The organism is Streptosporangium minutum (assembly GCF_002149035.1).
In the GTDB taxonomy this organism is placed as follows: Bacteria; Actinomycetota; Actinomycetes; order Streptosporangiales; family Streptosporangiaceae; genus Streptosporangium; species Streptosporangium minutum.
In genome coordinates this window covers 1-16,807 of the sequence record NZ_NGFP01000079.1, presented here as the reverse complement: position 1 = coordinate 16,807, position 16,807 = coordinate 1, and the positions used below count along the sequence as shown (strand labels likewise).

Genomic DNA, 16,807 nt, shown 5'->3' with positions numbered 1-16,807 from the left:
CACTCATGGATTCGGGACTCATGGGTTCGGGGCTCATGGACTCTGGTGCGTGCGGTGGGACGTCGCCGGCGCCCCCGGCGGCACGTCATCTGGCCGTCGCGATGTAGTCGATCGTCATCGTGTAGCGGCCGGTCGGGACGAAGGGGATGTCGACCTCGTAGTCGTTGCTGATGCCGTCCCCGCCCGGCGCCGACGGGAGCGGCTTGTCGTACACGCGCACCGGGTCGGTGGTGGACAGGGACCGGAAGATCGAGGTGCCGTGCTCGCGCACGCGCAGGTTGGCGACGGGGATGCCCGCGGTCACCCCGGGCTGCACCGGGACGAGTTCGGTCGCGGTCGCCCGCGCGGTGACGGTGTAGCCGTCGACGCTGTTGGTGACGACCGTCATCGTGACCACGTCCTCGCCGCGCACGGTCGTGTTCGGCGGGCCGGTCAGCGTGAAGTCCTCGGTCACGCCGGTCAGGGTCATGCTCGTGGCTGCCACGGAGGTCACGACGGAGCAGCGCGGGTCGGTCCCACCGGCCGGGCAGGTGCTGCCGGTGGTCGCCGAGGTGACCTGGTTGTCCAGTTCGGCGTTCCCGGCGGCCGGGTCGGCGACGGTGACGCTGAAGGTGACGACCGCGCTGGCGTCCACGGGTAGCGCGCCCGTCCAGGTCAGCGCCGGCTCGGTGTAGGCGAGCACACCGGTGGTGGCGACGGCGTCCCCGTTGTAGACCGCGTCGTCCAGCACCCCCGCCAGCGAGTCGGCGAACGCGGCGGCGTCGTAGGGCGCCTCGCCGGTGTTCGTGACGACGATCGTGTAGCGGACGGCGCCGCCCGCGACGACCTCGCCGCTGGTGTCCGCGGTCTTGGTGATGCCGAGCGCCGGGACCAGGACGGTCACCGCCGCCGTGCAGCGCGGGTGGGTCCCGCCGGCCGGGCAGGTCGAGCCGGGTAGCGCGGAGACGGCGGTCCCGGACAGGAGCCGGTCACCCGGGGCCGGGTAGGCCACGGCGACCGAGTAGGTGATCGTCACCGTGGCGCCGATCGCCAGGTCACCGGTCCAGGTCAGCACCGGCTCGGTGTAGGCGAGCACACCGGTGGTGGCGACGGCGTCCCCGTTGTAGACCGCGTCGTCCAGCACCCCCGCCAGCCGGTCCGTGATCGTGGCGCCGGGGTAGCCGGTCTCGCCGGTGTTGGTGGCCGTGATCGTGTAGCGGACGGTGCCGCCGGCGACGACGGTGGCCCGGTCGGCGCTTCTGACGATCGTCAACTCGGGCACGAGCAGGCGCACGATCGTGGAGCACCCCGGCGCGGAGCCCTCGGCGGGGCAGGTGCTCCCCGGCGCGTCCGATGTGACGGCGTCGGTGAGGGCCTTGTCACCGGTGGCGGCGCCGTTCGCCGTGACGGAGTAGGTGATCGTGGCGCTCGCGCCGACCGCCAGGTCGCCGGTCCAGGTCAGCACCGGCTCGGTGTAGGCGAGCACACCGGTGGTGGCGACGGCGTCCCCGTTGTAGACCGCGTCGTCCAGCAGGCCCCGCAACGAGTCGGCGACGCTCACCCCGGTGTACGGCGTCTGCCCGGTGTTGGTGACCGTGATCGTGTAGCCGACCGTGCCGCCGGGGACGGTGGTCGGCGCGCCGGCGGACTTGACGATGTCCAGGGCGGGGATCAGCACGGTGACGGTCGCGCCGCAGGCGGGCGCGGTGGAGCCCACCGGACAGGTGCTGCCCGGTGCCGACGAGGCGACGGTGCCGGTCATGAGCCCGTCCCCGGCGCCGGCGGCGGTCACGGTGTAGGTGACGGTCGCCGTCTCGCCGATCGCCAGGTCGCCGGTCCAGGTCAGGACGGGACTGCCGAACACGACGGTGCCCGCCGTGGCGGTGGCCTCGCCGTTGTAGGCGGCGTCGTCCAGCACCTCCGTCAGCACGTCGCTGACGCTGATGCCGCTGTAGGCGGTCTGGCCGGTGTTGGCGATCGTGACCGTGTACCGCACGGTGCCGCCGGGGGTCGTGGTCGCCCGGTCGGCGACGGTGGAGACGGCCAGGCCGGGGATCAGCACGGTGACCGTCGCGGCGCACGCCGGATCGGTGGTTCCCGCCGGGCAGGTGCTGCCGGGCGCGTTCGACGTGGCGGCGCCGGTGAGCAGCCGGTCGCCGGTGTCGGGGACGTCGACGGTGACCGAGTAGTCCACGGTCGCCGACTCCCCGACCGCGAGGTCGCCGGTCCAGGTGAGGCCGGACCCGGCGAAGGCGACCGTGCCGCTCGTCGCGACCGCGTCGCCGCCGTAGGCCGCGTCGTCCAGCACCCCGGCCAGCGCGTCGGTGACGGTCGCCCCGGTGTACGGCGTCTGCCCGGTGTTGGTGACCGTGACCGTGTAGCCGACCGTCTCGCCGGGCGTGGCGACGACGGTGTTGGCGACCTTGACGATCCGCAGGGCCGGGACGAGCACGGTGACGAGCGTCGTGCATGCCGGGACGGACCTGCCGGCCGGGCAGGTGCTGCCCAGGGTGTCGGAGAAGGCCCTGTTGACGATCCGCTTGTCACCGGGGTCGGGATCGCGCACGGTGACCGTGTAGGTGATCGTGGCGCTCGCGCCGACCGCCAGGTCGCCGCTCCAGGTCAGGTCGGACCCGGCGAAGGCGACCGTACCGGCCGTGGCCGCCGCGTCGCCGTTGTAGACGGCGTCCGGGAGCACCTGCGTGAGCCGGTCGGTCACCGTCGCCCCGGTGTAGGGGGCCTGGCCGGCGTTGGCGACCGTGACCGTGTAGGCGATCGTGCCGCCGGGCGTGACCGTGGTCCTGTCGGCGCTCTTGGAGACGGCCAGGACCGGGGTCAGCACGGTCACCGCCGAGGCGCAGGCCGGGTCGGCGCTCCCGGCGGGGCAGTTGTTCCCCGGGGTGCCGGAGGTCATGACGGCGTTCATGACCTTGTCGCCGGGGTCGGGGTTCCGTACCGTCACCGAGAAGGTGACGGTGACGGTGTCGCCGGCCGCGAGCCGGCCCTCCCATCTGGCCTGGCCGCTCCCGGGCACGAAGGTGAGGTTGCCCGCCGAGGCCGTCCCGTCGCCGTTGTAGGCGGCGTCGTCGAAGACGTCGGCGAGCAGGCCGTCCACGATGGCGTCGCCGTACGGCGTCTGCCCGGTGTTCGTGATCGTGACCGTGTAGTGGACCACCCCGGTCGGGATGGCCGTGGCGACGTCCGCCGAGGCCGTGATCGTGATCCTGGAGATCAGGACCGTGTTGGAGCAGCGGGTGTCGGTGCCGCCGGCCGGGCAGGTGGTGCCCGCGGTGGTGGAGGTGACCGCGCTGGTCAGCCGCTGGTCGCCGGTGCCCGGGGCGGTGGCCGTGACGCTGTAGGTGACGGTGGCCGCCTGCCCCGGACCGAGGCCGCCGGTCCAGTTCAGGTCCTGGCCGTCGAAGGTGACGGTGCCGGTCGTGGCGGTCGCGTCGCCGTTGTGGACCGCGTCGTCCAGCACTCCGGCCAGCGCGTCGGTGAAGCCCGCCGCCGCGAAGGGGACCTGTCCGGTGTTGGTGACGTTCACCGTGTAGGTGACCGTGCCGCCCGGCGTGGCCGACGCCCTGTCGGCGGTCTTCACGATGGTCAGCGCGGGGGTGAGGACCACGACTCTCGCGCTGCACGCCGCGTTCGCGCTGGCGGGCGGGCAGGTGCTGCCTGCCTCGGTGGACACGACGGAGTTGGTCAGGAGCTTGTCGCCCACGCCCGGGGAGTCGGCGGTGGCCGAGTAGGTGACGGTCGCGGTCGCGCCCACCGCCAGGTCGCCGCTCCAGGTCAGGGTCTGGCCGTCGAAGCCGACCGTGCCGGTCGTCGCGGTCGCGTCGCCGTTGTAGACGGCGTCGTCGAACAGGCCGGCGAGCGAGTCGGTGGCGGTGGCCCCGGTGTACGGGGTCTGCCCGGTGTTGGCGACCGTGATCGTGTAGGCCACGGCGCCGCCGGGGACGGCGGCGTTCCGGTCGGCGAGCTTGGTGATCGTCAGTTCGGGGATCAGCACGTTGACGGTGACGGTGCAGCCGGCAGCGGTGGCCGCGGGGCAGGAGCTGCCCTGCGCCGCGGAGACCACGGTGAGGGGGATCACCCTGTCGCCCAGGTCGGGGTTGTTCACCGTGACGCTGCCGGTCAGCGTCACGCTGCCCCCTACGGGGATGCTCCCGGTCCAGGTCAGCCCGTCGAGGCCCAGCGACAGCGACCCGGAGGTGGCGACCTGGTCGCCGCCGGGGACGGCGTCGTCGAGACCGTCGTACCCGTTGAACAGGACGCTGATCCCGTTGTACGGCGTCTGCCCCGTGTTGGTCATCACCGTGGTGTAGCGCACCACGTCGCCCGGTTTCACGGTCGGCCCGTTGGCCGTGGTCACGATGGACAGCCTGGCCACGGTCACCGTGGCCGCGCAGCGCGGGTCGCCGCCCGCCTGGCAGTTGCCGCCCGGGGATGGGGACACCAGGGTGCCGGTGAGGATGTCGTCACCGGTGCCCGGGGTGTCGGCCGTCACCGAGTAGGTGACCGTGGTCGATCCGTTCGCCGGGACGTTCCCGTTCCAGCTCAGGAGCGAGCCGGAGACGGTGACGAGGCCCGTGCCGGCTGTGGCGTCGCCGTTGTAGGCGGCGTCGTCCAGCACCCCGGCGAGCGGGTCGGTGAACGCCGCGCCGACGTAGGGGGTCAGCCCGCTGTTGCTGATCGTGATGGTGTAGGTGACCACCTGGCCCTGCGCGACCGAGCGGGCGTCCGCGGACTTGTCGAACGTCAGCGTGGTGGCCTGGGTGACCGGGACGCCGGTGCCGCAGCGCGGGTCGGTCCCTCCGGCGGGGCAGGTGGCGCCGGGGGTGGCGGAGGTGATCATGCTCGCCAGGTTCCTGTCGCCGGTCACCGGGTTGTCGACGGTGACCGAGTAGGTGATCGTGGCGCTCGCCCCGACCGCCAGGTCACCGCTCCAGCTCAGATCCGACCCGGCGAAGGCGACCGTACCGGCCGTGGCGACCGCGTCGCCGTTGTGGACCGCGTCGTCCAGCACCCCGGCCAGCGCGTCGGTGAACGCCGCCCCCGTGTACGGGAGCTGCCCGGTGTTGGCGGCCGTGATCGTGTAGGTGATCGTGCTTCCCGGCACCGCCGTCGTGGGACCGGCGCTCTTGGTGATCGTCAGAGCGGGGACGAGGACGATCACGCTGCTGGTGCATCGCGGGTCGCCGCTCGCCGGGGCGCAGTTGTTGCCGGTGACGGGCGAGGAGACGGTGCCGGTCAGGCTTCTGTCGCCGGGGTCGGGGCCGCGCACGGTGACGGAGTAGGTGATCGTGGCGCTCGCCCCGACCGCCAGGTCACCGCTCCAGCTCAGATCCGACCCGGCGAAGGCGACCGTACCGGCCGTCGTGGCCGCGTCGCCGTTGTAGACCGCGTCGTCCAGCACCCCGGCCAGCGCGTCGGTGAACGCCGCCCCCGTGTACGGTGTCTGCCCCGAGTTGGTGACGGTGACCGTGTATCCGACGGCGCCGCCCTGGACCGTGGCCACGGTGTCGGCGGCCTTGGTGATCGTCAGACCGGGGACGAGCACGTCGAGGCGGGACGTGCAGCGGGGGTCGGAGCCGCCCGGAGGGCAGGTGCTGCCCGGCGCGCCGGAGACCAGCGTGCCGGTGAGGGTCCGATTGCCCGTGGGCGGGTTCTTGAGCGTCAGGGTGCCGGTGACGTTGACGACGCCCCCGACGGGGATGTTGCCGGTCCAGGTGATGCCCTGGGCGTCGAGGACGAGCATGCCCGAGTCGGCGACCTGGTCGCCGTTGGGGATGGCGTCGTCGACGGTGTCGCCGCTGGCGCTGAAGACCCTGATCCCCGTGTAGGGGACCTGCCCGGTGTTGGTGAAGGTGGCGTTGAGGCGGACCACGGAACCGGGTGCCGCGCCGGTCTGGGTGTAACCCTGCTCCAGCACGAGGCGCGCCACCGGCACCGAGACGGTGCACCGGGGGTCGGCGCTCCCGGCCTGGCAGTTGCTCCCCCGCGCCGGCGAGACGGCGGTACTCGTCAGCTGGGCGTCGCCGGGGTCGGGGCCGCGCACGGTGACGGAGTAGGTGATCGTGGCGCCCGCCCCGACCGCCAGGTCACCGCTCCAGCTCAGATCCGACCCGGCGAAGGCGACCGTACCGGCCGTCGTGGCCGCGTCGCCGTTGTAGACCGCGTCGTCCAGCACACCGATCAGCAGGTCGGTGACGGTGGCGCCGGTGTACGGCGTCTGCCCGGAGTTGGTGACGGCGACCGTGTAGCGGACGGTGGCCCCTGGCGCCGCCGTCGTCGCGTCCGCGCTCTTGGCGATGGTCAGCTCCGGCACGAGGACGGCCACCACCGCGGCGCACCGGGTGTCGGTGCCGCCGGCGGGGCAGTTGCCGCCCTGGGTGGGCGAGAGCACGACGGCGACGATCTGCCGGTCGCCGGGGCCCGGATCGCGCACGGTGACGGAGTAGGTGATCGTGACGCTCGCCCCGACCGCCAGGTCACCGCTCCAGCTCAGATCCGACCCGGCGAAGGCGACCGTACCGGCCGTCGCGACCGCGTCGCCGTTGTAGACCGCGTCGTCCAGCACCCGGGTCAGCGACTCGGCCACCTGGGCGCCGGTGTAGGGGGTCTCTCCCGTGTTGGCGACCGTGATCGTGTAGGTGACCCGGTCTCCCGGCGTGGCCGTCCGGGTGTCGGCGGTGTTCGTGATCGTCAGTGCCGGGACCAGGACGGTGACCACGGTGAAGCAGCCGGGCGACGTCGCGCCGATGACCGGGCAGGTGCTGCCGGGCGCGGCGGAGGCGACGGAGGTCCTCAGCACCCTGTCTCCGGTGACGGGGGCGTGCACGGTGACCGAGCCGGCGATGGTGACCGTCGCGCCGGCCGCGATGTCCCCGGTCCACAGGATCGCGCCGTCCGGGGCCACGCTGAGGCTGCCCGAGTCCGTGGTGATGTCGCCGTTGTAGGCCGCGTCGTCGAGCACGTCGGCGATGACGAATCTGGCGGCGGCGCCCGTGTACGGGGTCTGCCCGGTGTTGGCGAGCGTGACGGTGTACGGCACGACGGCGCCCGGGGTCGTGGTGGCCCCGCCGGTCGTGGTGGTGATCGTCAGCTGCGGAACGAGGACCGTCACGCTGCCGGCGCACCGGGGATCACCGCTCCCGGCGGGACAGTTGCCGCCGGTGGCCGGCGAGGAGACCGTGCCGGTGAGCGTCCTGTCGCCGGGGTCGGGGTCGCGCACGGTGACGGAGTAGGTGATCGTGGCGCTCGCCCCGACGTCCAGGTCGCCGACCCAGGTCAGCGTGGAGCCGGCGGAGCCGACCGAACCGCTGGTCGCGGCGGCGTCCGCGTTGTAGGTCGCGTCGTCCAGCACCTCGGCCAGCGCGTCGGCGACCGTCGCGGCGGTGTACGGCGTCTGCCCGGAGTTGGTGACCGCGATCGTGTAGCGCACGACCGATCCGGGGGTCGTGGTCGACACGTCGGCCGTCCTGGTGATCGTCAGGCCGGGGACCAGGACCGAGACGCCGGTGAGGCACGCGGGCGCCTGGTTGCCCGCCGGGCAGGTGCCGCCCGGCGCGGAGGAGGTGACGGAGGTCCTCAGCACCCTGTCTCCGGTGTCGGGGGACTTCACCGTGACCGATCCGGTGACCGTGACCGCCGCGCCGACGGCCAGGTCTCCGGTCCACGTGACGGTGCCGTCGGGGTTGAGGACGGCGCCGCCCGACGTCGCGGCGAGGTCGCCGTTGAACGTGGCGTCGTCCAGCGCGCCCACCAGGGAGGTGGTGAAACTCGTCCCGGTGTACGGCGTCTGCCCGGTGTTGGAGGCCGTGAAGGTGTAGCGCACGACCGCTCCGGGGGTCGTGGTGGTGACGTCCGCGCTGCTGGTGATCGCCAGCGCCGGGACCAGGACGGTGACCGCGGCGGTGCACTGCGGGCCGGGGTTCCCCTGGGGGCAGGTGCTTCCCGGGGCGCCGGACAGGACCGTGCCGGCGAGGCTGCGGTCTCCGGGATCGGGGTTGCGCACCGTCACCGTGTAGGTGACGGTGGTGCTAGCGCCGACCGCGAGGTTCCCGGTCCAGGTCAGGCCGGCGCCGCCGATCGACAGGCTGCCACTGGTCGCGGTCGCGTTGCCGTTGTAGACCGCGTCGTCCAGCACGCCCGCCAGGGCGTCGCCGAAGGTCGCCCCGGTGTACGGGGTCTGGCCGTTGTTGGTTGCCGTGATGGTGAAGCGGACCGTCCCGCCGGGGGTCGTCGTCGTGACGTCGGCGGTCTTGACGATGGACAGCCCTGCGACGGTCACCGTGGTGGAGCATCGGGGATCGCCGCCGCCGGCCGGGCAGGTGCTGCCGACCGTTGGCGAGGTCACCGCGTTGGCCAGCACCTTGTTGCCGGTGCCGGGGTTGTTCACCGTGACCGAGTAGGTGATGGTCACGGTCGTGCCGGCGGCCACGTTGCCGGTCCAGGTCAGGGTCTGGCCGACGACGGAGACCGAGCCGGCGGTGGCGGTCGCGTCGCCGTTGTAGGCCGCGTCGTCCAGTATCCCCGCCAGCGCGTCGTTCACCGTCACACCGGTGAAGGCGCTCGGCCCGGTGTCGCTCACGGTGATCGTGTAGCCGACCGTGCCGCCGGCGACCGCCGAGGAGGTGCTGGCCGTCTTGACGACGACCAGCGGGCCGGACGTGACGACCAGCGTCACCGCCTTGGTGGTGGGCTGGCCGTTCGCGTCGACCACCCGGAAGGTGACCGGGGAACTGCCCGTCGTGGTCGGGGTGCCCGACAGCTCGCCGGTGGAGGCGTTCAGGGTCAGGCCCGGCGGCAGGCTGCCCGCGCTGACCGACCACGTGTACGGCGCCGTACCACCGCTGACCGTCAGCGGGACACCGTAGGCGACGCCCACCTGCGCGGCCGGCGGCGCGGGGAAGGTGAACGCCGGCTGCGGCACGAACGTCAGGCTCACCGCCGTGGTGTCGCTCTGGTTCTGGGCGTCGAGCACCTTCACCGTGAAGGAGTAGCCGCCCGCCGCGGTCGGGGTGCCCGACAGCACACCGGTGGAGGCGTTCAGCGTCAGGCCCGGCGGCAGGCTGCCCGCGCTGACCGACCACGTGTACGGCGCCGTACCACCGCTGACCGTCAGCGGAACGCCGTAGGCGACGCCCACCTCGCCGGCCGGCGGCGCGGAGAAGGTGAACGCCGGCTTCGGCGCGATGACCAGGGCGACCTCCCGGGTGGTGCTCACGTTACTGGCATCGGTGGCCCGGACGGTGAAGGAGTAGCCGCCCGCCGCGGTCGGGGTGCCCGACAGCACACCGGTGGAGGCGTTCAGCGTCAGGCCCGGCGGCAGGCTGCCCGCGCTGACCGACCACGTGTACGGCGCCGTACCACCGCTGACCGTCAGCGGAACGCCGTAGGCGGCCCCCACCTCGCCGGCCGGCGGCGCGGAGAAGGTGAACGCCGGCGGGGAGTTGGGGGTGGCGGTGGTCGAGGGCTCGGACGGCTGGCCGGGGCCGGCCGCGTTCACCGCGGTCACGGTGAACGTGTACGCGGTCCCCGGGGTCAGTCCGGTGGCGGTCTGGGTGGTCGCGGTGCTGTTGAACGTCTGGGTGGGCTGCGCGACGCCGTTGATGTAGGGCGTGACGACGTAGCCGGTGACGGCGCTGCCGTTGCCGGCCGGCGCCGTCCAGGTGAGGGTGGCGGAGGAGGTTCCGGCGGTGGCCGCGGTGATGACGGGCCGGCCGGGGACGTTGTAGGGGACGACCGGGTTGGAGGCCGGGCTGGCCGAACCGGTGCCGATCGCGTTCACCGCGGCGACGGTGAAGGTGTACGGCACGTCGGCGGTCAGCCCGGTCAGTGTCCGGCTGGTGGCCGAGGCGTTGAAGGTCACCGGGGTCTGGGCCACGCCGTTCCGGTAGGGGGTCACGATGTAGCCGGTGATGGTGCCGCTGTTGCTCGCCGGCGCCGTCCAGCTCACCGTCGCGCTGGTCACCCCGGCCACGGCCGTGGGCGCGGCGGGCGCGCCGGGGCTGGCGACGTAGGTGTAGGTGGCCGCCGCGTCCAGTCCCTGCGTGACGACGTTGATGTTCACCGCGCCGTTGGCGGCCCTGGCGGGCATGGAGGGGATGGTCAGCGTGCCGTTGGCGTTGGTCGTGAAGCAGCCGGTGGTGACCCCGGTCGCGCAGGGCAGCAGGACGACCGGGGTGCCCGCCTCCTGCTGGGCGGTGGTGCCGATCTCGATGGCGGTGGCGTTGGCGATGTTCGCGCCGCTCACGGTCACGGTGGTGCCGCCGGCGATCGAGCCCAGCACCGGGCTCAGGGTGATGCCGCCGGGCGTGGCCGGGAGCGTGCCGGCGGTCGTCGACGACGAATAGGCGGGGCTGGCGTCGATCGACGAGGCCGTGGCCACGGTCGTGCTCTGGACCAGCGCCGGCGTGACGTTGCCCCCGGTGACGACGCCCACCACGGTGAGCGCCGGCAGCGCCGCCCCGGCCGCGAACGGGCCGTTGCCGTTGGTGCAGGTTATGGAACGCCCGGACGGGGCGTCGCAGGTCCATCCCGTCCCGTAGGCGCCCACGGGCACCGTCCCGGCCGGCAGGGTCTGGGTGATCGAGACCGGAGAGGTCTCCGGGAGGCCCGCGGCGACGCCGGCGACGACACTGTAGGTCACGGGGTCGCCCGGCGACAGCGTCGAGGCGTTGTAGCCGGTCTGCGCGACCGTCAACTCGGGGACGGCACTGATCGCGGAGACCGTGGCCTCGTCGATCTCATGGAAATCGGTCACGCCTCCGGTGGAGGCCACCCAGCCGAACGCCAGCTGCCGGGGGATCCCGCTGGCGTTCAACCAGCTCGACGGGTAGAGGCCCGAGGTGACCGAGGGGAGGGTGCCGGTCAGCGTCCTGGTCGTACCGCCCACCAGGGTGACCACCATCCGATAGCTGTTGGCCGGGATCGCCAGGCCGGCGGCGGTGGTGAGGACCGAGCCGGTGGGGTTGATACCGATCTGGACCGGGACGGCCGTGCGGGCGGTCGCCCGCAGGGCGAGGGCGCTGGAGCTGGTCGAGGTGGCCGTGCTGTTGAGCGCGCAGTATCCGACGGTGCCGTTGCCCGGCCCGCGGACGAGGACCTGGCCGGGCACCCGGACGCTGCCCGTCCCGATGTAGGCGGGGTTCGTGCAGCCGCTCCCCTGGTAGGTGCTGTTGCTGAAGTTTCCGTACACGTCGAGGCCGATGCCGAGGTAGCCGTAGGCCAGGCCGGAGGAGCCGCCGCTCGCCGAGTAGCCCAGCGCACCGCCGAGCTGGCCGATGTTGGCCGGGGACTGGGGGTTGGCCGGGTCGACCGCCGCCAGCACGAAGGTGACGCCGTCGGCGCCGCCCCCGCCGTACTGGTAGGTGTTGAACGTGACGTCGAGGCCCTGGGAGGCGGGCACGCTGGTGGCGCTGAAGACGCCGCCCGCCTTGCTGGTGGTCGCGTTCGTCAGGCGCAGCTTGCCGGAGCCCGCGCTGTCGGTGCTGGTGGTGCAGCTGCGCAGGACGCCGGTGCTGGTGTTGCCGGAGGCGGTCAGGCACGCGAAGTTCGTCGTGCCCGTGCCGCTGGGCAGCGCGGGCAGCACCACGGCGCCGGTCCCGTTGGCCGCGCTGTTGTGGAAGGGCTGGTTGAACAGGACCGTGCCGGCCGCCGTCGCGGACGCCGGTACGGCCGGCGGGCCGGTCAGCGCCGAACCGGTCAGGGCCAGGGCCATGATCCGGGCGGCCCTTCTTCTGTGGCGGGGCGCCCATGTCACCGCGCCGACGACAGCCCGGCCTCGCCGTCCGGGGCGCGTGCCCGCCCGGTCGCCCGCCCGCCCGCTCATGGGGAGGTCCCGGCGGACCGGAACGGCCCGCACGAGCTTCGCGACGGCGGCCGGGACCGGCCCATGGAGGAACGGGACGCCTGCGGGTCCGTCACCTCGGCCGAGTCACAGGCGGGGACGGGGACAGCGATGGACAAAGGAACGCCAATCCCTCGATTGATCGTGATGGTGGCGACTTTCCGCCTGGAGTTCCCTCGGGAGCAGGGCGCTGCGGCGGTCGCCGGGAGCCGGGACGGCCGACCGGTGCCGGACCGGCGGGGTGCGGCGACGGGGCCGGACCTCGCTCCGGCGACGCGGGCCCGGTACGCGCGGCCGGAGGCGGCGAGAGCGGCGGCTCGGGCCTCGCTGACGGCACAGGGCGGCCGGGCCGGGACCGGCCCGTGCGCGGACGGCCGCGAGCCGGATCTGCGACGGATCACCGGTGACGCCGCCGGGCGCGGGCGTGCTCCCCTGCGGGGCGCGTCCTACAGGGCGGGCGTGGCGTATCCGGGTGTGGAGTATCCGGGCGTGGCCGGAGCCGGGCGGACGGGCCGCGCGCCGGACGGGGTCTCGGTTCCGGAACCGTCACCGGGCCCGCCACGCGGCTGGGCGGATGGGCGGGTCACGGCCCTCCGTGCGCCTGTCGTGGCCGCGGAACCCGTCATGACCACGGACCGGCTCCCGGGCGCCGGCCCTCTGGAATGCACCCGTCGAACTCTGCAGGATGCCAGCATTCGTCCCTCATCTGTTCGCCAGCGGCATCCCTGGAAGGGAGCCTCGCTTCTGTCCGCCGGCGGCATCCCTGAAAGGGAACTCCGCCACAGCCACTCAGAGTGTCTGATCAACTACTCGGAGTGTCAACGAAGGGGAAGTGTCGGCGTGGCGTCAGATGAGGCATTTCGCCGGGCACGGTCCGAGCGGCGATCAGAGCTGCGGCGCTACGCCAGAAGCGGGGGCAATGCACTCTCAACCCGCCCGAATGGCACCGCGCTCCGGCCGCCCGCCATGGCGGGCATGCCCCCCGCGCCGGCGGGGATCAGGAGAAGGCGGGGCCGGGAGCCCGGCCCCCGGGCACCGCACCTTGACCGATCATTGAACCGCATGTGCGTGGGGACGGCGCTGGACCCGCGACCGGAACCCGGCCGTCACCGGGCCGGCGGACTCCATCCGTGCGGATCCCGCGGCCGCCACCGGGCCTTCACCGTCACCGGGCCGGCGGACTCCATGCGTGCGGATCCCGCGGCCGGCACCCGGTCACCGCCGTCATCGGGCCGGCGTGCTCGACCGGCCCCGCCCCCGCCCGGCGCGTGGAGCACGCCGGGCGAGGGTCACGGCCGCGTTCAGACGCAGGCCGTACGGACGACGTCCGCCAGACGGCCCGCCATCAGCTCGGCCTGCTCCGCCGAGGCGGCCTCGACCATGACACGGATCAYCGGCTCGGTGCCGCTCGGCCGGATCAGCACCCGGCCGGTCGCCCCCAGCTCCGCCTCCGCCGCCGCGACCGCGGTGGACAGCTCCGGAACCGAGGCCTTCGCCCGATCCACACCCTTGACGTTGATCAGGACCTGAGGCAGCCGGGTCATCACCGACGCCAGCTCCGCCAGTGACCTGCCCTCGCGGGCCACGACCGCCAGCAGCTGGAGCGAGGTCAGCAGACCGTCTCCGGTGGTGGCGTGATCGAGCATGAGGACGTGACCGGACTGCTCGCCGCCGAGGTTGTAGCCGCCGGCCTTCATTGCCTCCAGCACGTAGCGGTCACCCACGGCGGTCTCGACCACGTCGATGCCCGCGTTCTTCATCGCGATCTTGAAACCCAGGTTGGACATGACCGTGGCGACCACGGTGTCCCCCGCCAGCTCCCCCTCGGCGTGCATCGCCATGGCGAGCACGGCCATGATCTGGTCGCCGTCGATCACCTCGCCGGTGTGCGAGACCGCCAGGCAGCGGTCGGCGTCCCCGTCGTAGGCGATCCCGACGTCCGCGTTGCGGGAGATGACGATCTGCTGGAGCTTGTCGAGGTGGGTGGAGCCCACGCCGGCGTTGATGTTGAGCCCGTCGGGGCGGGCCCCGATGGTCTCAACCGTCGCCCCGGCCCTGGTCAGCGCCTCGGGAGCCACCATGTGGGCGGCGCCGTGGGCACAGTCGAGGACCACGTTCAGGCCGTCCAGGCGGCCGGAGACGGTGGACAGCACATGGGACACGTAACGGTCGGCCTCGCCGTACGCTTCGCGCACGCGACCGACCGAAGCGCCGACAGGGCGCTCCCACTTCTCGCCGACCCGCTGCTCGATCTCGTTCTCCACCGCGTCGGGCAGCTTGTAGCCGCCGCGGGTGAGGAACTTGATCCCGTTGTCCGGGGCGGGATTGTGGGAGGCGGAGATCATCACGCCCATGTCGGCTCCGAGAGCCGTGGTGAGGTAAGCGACCGCCGGGGTGGGCAGCACGCCGAGCCGGAGAACATCCACGCCAGACGACGCAAGGCCGGCGACCACAGCGGCCTCCAGGAATTCTCCTGAAGCCCGAGGGTCCCGGCCCACGACGGCGACGGGGCGGCCTCGCCGCCCGACGCTGGCATTGAACGCCCCGGCATCGCCGAGGACATGAGCCGCGGCCACGGACAGGTCCATGGTGAGCTCGGCCGTGAGGTCGCGACCAGCGACCCCACGTACCCCGTCGGTGCCGAAAAGGCGCCCCAACTTAACGCTTGCTGTACTGCGGAGCCTTGCGAGCCTTCTTGAGGCCGTACTTCTTGCGCTCGGTGGCGCGGGCGTCACGGGTCAGGAAGCCGGCCTTCTTCAGCGGGGCGCGGTTGACCTCGACGTCCAGGACCGTCAGCGCGCGGGCGAGGCCCATGCGCAGGGCGCCGGCCTGGCCGGTCACGCCGCCGCCGTTGATGCGGGCGATGACGTCGAACTGGTCCTCGGCGCCGAGAACCACGAAGGGCTCGTTGACGATCTGCTGGTGAACCTTGTTCGGGAAGTAGCCGTCGAGCGGACGACCGTTGATCGTCCACTTGCCGGTGCCCGGCACGATGCGCACGCGGGCGACGGACTCCTTACGGCGGCCGGTGCCGTAAGAGTTGCCCGTGGTGATGGGCTTGCGGACGGCGGCCTCGCCGCTGACAGTGGACTCGGAGGTGTACTCGGAGGGGAACTCCTCCGGGGAGTACTCCTGCTCGCCCTCGATGGGCGTCTCGACACCGGTGGACTCAGCCACGGTTCTCCTCTAACTTTCCTACTCGGCGTCGGCCGTCGGCCAACGCTGCTGGCGATAAGCAGCTAGCGACTACTGGGCGATCTGGGTGAGCTCGAAGGGCACCGGCTGCTGTGCCTGGTGCGGGTGCTCGGAGCCGGCGTAGACCTTGAGCTTCTTGATCATCTTCCGGCCCAGGGCGTTCTTGGGAAGCATGCCCTTGACGGCCTTCTCGACGGCACGGTCGGGACGCTTCTCCATGAGCTCACCGTAGGTCACGGAACGCAGACCGCCGGGGTAGCCCGAGTGACGGTACGCCTTCTTCTGCTCGAGCTTGTTGCCGGTCAGCGCGACCTTGTCGGCGTTGATGATGACGACGAAGTCACCGGTGTCGACGTGGTTGGCGAAGGTCGGCTTGTGCTTACCGCGAAGCAGGATCGCGACGTGGCTGGCCAGCCGGCCAAGCACGATGTCGGTGGCGTCGATGATGTGCCACTGACGCTCGACTTCGGCAGGCTTGGGTGTGTACGTGCGCACGGTCGTATGCCTTCTTTGCTCGCGTCTTCGGCGCTGTCGGAAGTGACAGCAACGTGGTCGGTAGGTGCGGGCACACGACAGCCCGGACCTTCCGTCTCCCTAGGACCGAGGAGATGACGCCGGACGCGCCGCGCATCGGTCTGCAGAGGAGACCAATTCGCACACAACGAACTAGCAGGATACCGGCGCGGACGAGCATGGGTCAAAAAGACGCGACTCTTCGCCGGTGTCCCTGGGCAGTCTACCGGCGTCAAGGCACTGGTCGGGAATCGGCGCACTCAGCTTTCACAGAACGGTTCCGACACGTTCTCGACATTCCCTTCTTCCCCAATGCAAACATCTCTATCTTTAACAGCGGTATGTGGCAGCCCCCTCACCCCCGGCATGCCCAGCGGACCAGCCTGCGCCGCATGGGACTGTTCGCGTGTCTGATGACGGTGCTGCTGCTCGGGTTCCTCATCGGCCGGGGAAGCCTCAACAGGGAGACCCCCAGCCAGATCTACCTGAACAACGCCGCGCCGCCGACGCCCACCCCCACCGCCGCGATCGCCGGCGGGCGCAACGTCGATCGCGCCCCGCTCTCCCGGGTCGTCCGCCCCTCCGCCGCCCCCGTGACGACACTGCCGCAGCCGACTCCGCGCGCCACCCGGGCTCCTCGCGACTCGATCGACGACTTCACCGACGACGACTCCCGCTACGTCCTCAACGGGGAGGGAGGGCAGGACAGCCCCACCGTCTCCACTCCCCTGACCCCGATGGAGAAGGGGATCATCCGGCTCACCAACGCCGAACGCAGGCGGCACGGCTGCGCTCCGCTCCGGGTCGACAGGCGGCTGGTCAAGTCGGCCAGGACCCACTCGGAGGAGATGGCGAAGAACGGCACCTTCTCCCACAACTCCCCCGACGGCGAGTCGCCCTGGGACCGGATGGAAGCCGCCGGCTACCGCGACGGGGGCGCGGAGAACATCGGCCGCGGCTACGCCTCGGCCGCCGAGACGGTGCGGAGCTGGATGGCGACCCCCAGCCACCGGGGCAACATCCTCAACTGCAAACTGACCGCCACCGGCGTCGGGACGATGGAAGGTCCGGGCGGTCCCTGGTGGACGCAGGACTTCGGTTACTCCTGAGCCAATCGGCTCTGATACGGGACTAGTCTCGGCGCATGGGTTTTCCCGGGGAGCCGCCGCGCCGCCAGCCGTACGTCCAGCCTGACGCGTCGCCGCCCGCACAGGGCGAGCACTGGTTCGAGCCCGCCCCGCACGGGCGCGGCCCGTACGGCCC

5 protein-coding genes are annotated in these 16,807 nt (G+C 72.3%); 1 reads left to right on the top strand and 4 read right to left on the bottom strand.

Annotated elements, in window-relative coordinates; translation table 11 throughout:
- Positions 1-85 precede the first annotated feature (85 nt).
- The 4 genes from CA984_RS18470 to rplM all read right to left on the bottom strand — a co-directional run bounded on the left by CA984_RS18470 (position 86) and on the right by rplM (position 15,526).
- Positions 86-11,707, bottom strand: coding sequence for a DUF7927 domain-containing protein (locus CA984_RS18470; protein ID WP_278249032.1), 11,622 nt, complete (start codon positions 11,705-11,707; stop codon positions 86-88).
- A gap of 1,430 nt (positions 11,708-13,137) precedes the next feature.
- Positions 13,138-14,493 (bottom strand): phosphoglucosamine mutase, encoded by a 1,356-nt coding sequence (gene glmM / locus CA984_RS18465; protein WP_086574013.1) that lies wholly within the window; start codon positions 14,491-14,493, stop codon positions 13,138-13,140.
- Position 14,494: 1 nt separating this feature from the next.
- Positions 14,495-15,013: a 30S ribosomal protein S9 gene (gene rpsI, locus CA984_RS18460; RefSeq protein ID WP_086574011.1), complete on the bottom strand. Its 519-nt coding sequence runs from the start codon at positions 15,011-15,013 to the stop codon at positions 14,495-14,497.
- Positions 15,014-15,082: 69 nt separating this feature from the next.
- Entirely contained in the window at positions 15,083-15,526 is a 444-nt protein-coding gene (rplM, locus tag CA984_RS18455) for a 50S ribosomal protein L13 (RefSeq protein WP_031171196.1), read from the bottom strand.
- A gap of 410 nt (positions 15,527-15,936) precedes the next feature.
- Between rplM and CA984_RS18450 the strand changes: the two genes are divergently transcribed.
- On the top strand, positions 15,937-16,653 hold the full coding sequence (locus CA984_RS18450) for a CAP domain-containing protein (protein WP_165781317.1): 717 nt from the start codon (positions 15,937-15,939) through the stop codon (positions 16,651-16,653).
- Positions 16,654-16,807 lie beyond the last annotated feature (154 nt).

Bases quoted from the DNA above. Each gene is read 5' to 3' on its own strand.
- CA984_RS18470 (WP_278249032.1), bottom strand. From the start codon at position 11,707: ATGGCCCTGGCCCTGACCGGTTCGGCGCTGACCGGCCCGCCGGCCGTA.
- CA984_RS18450 (WP_165781317.1), top strand. From the start codon at position 15,937: ATGGGACTGTTCGCGTGTCTGATGACGGTGCTGCTGCTCGGGTTCCTC.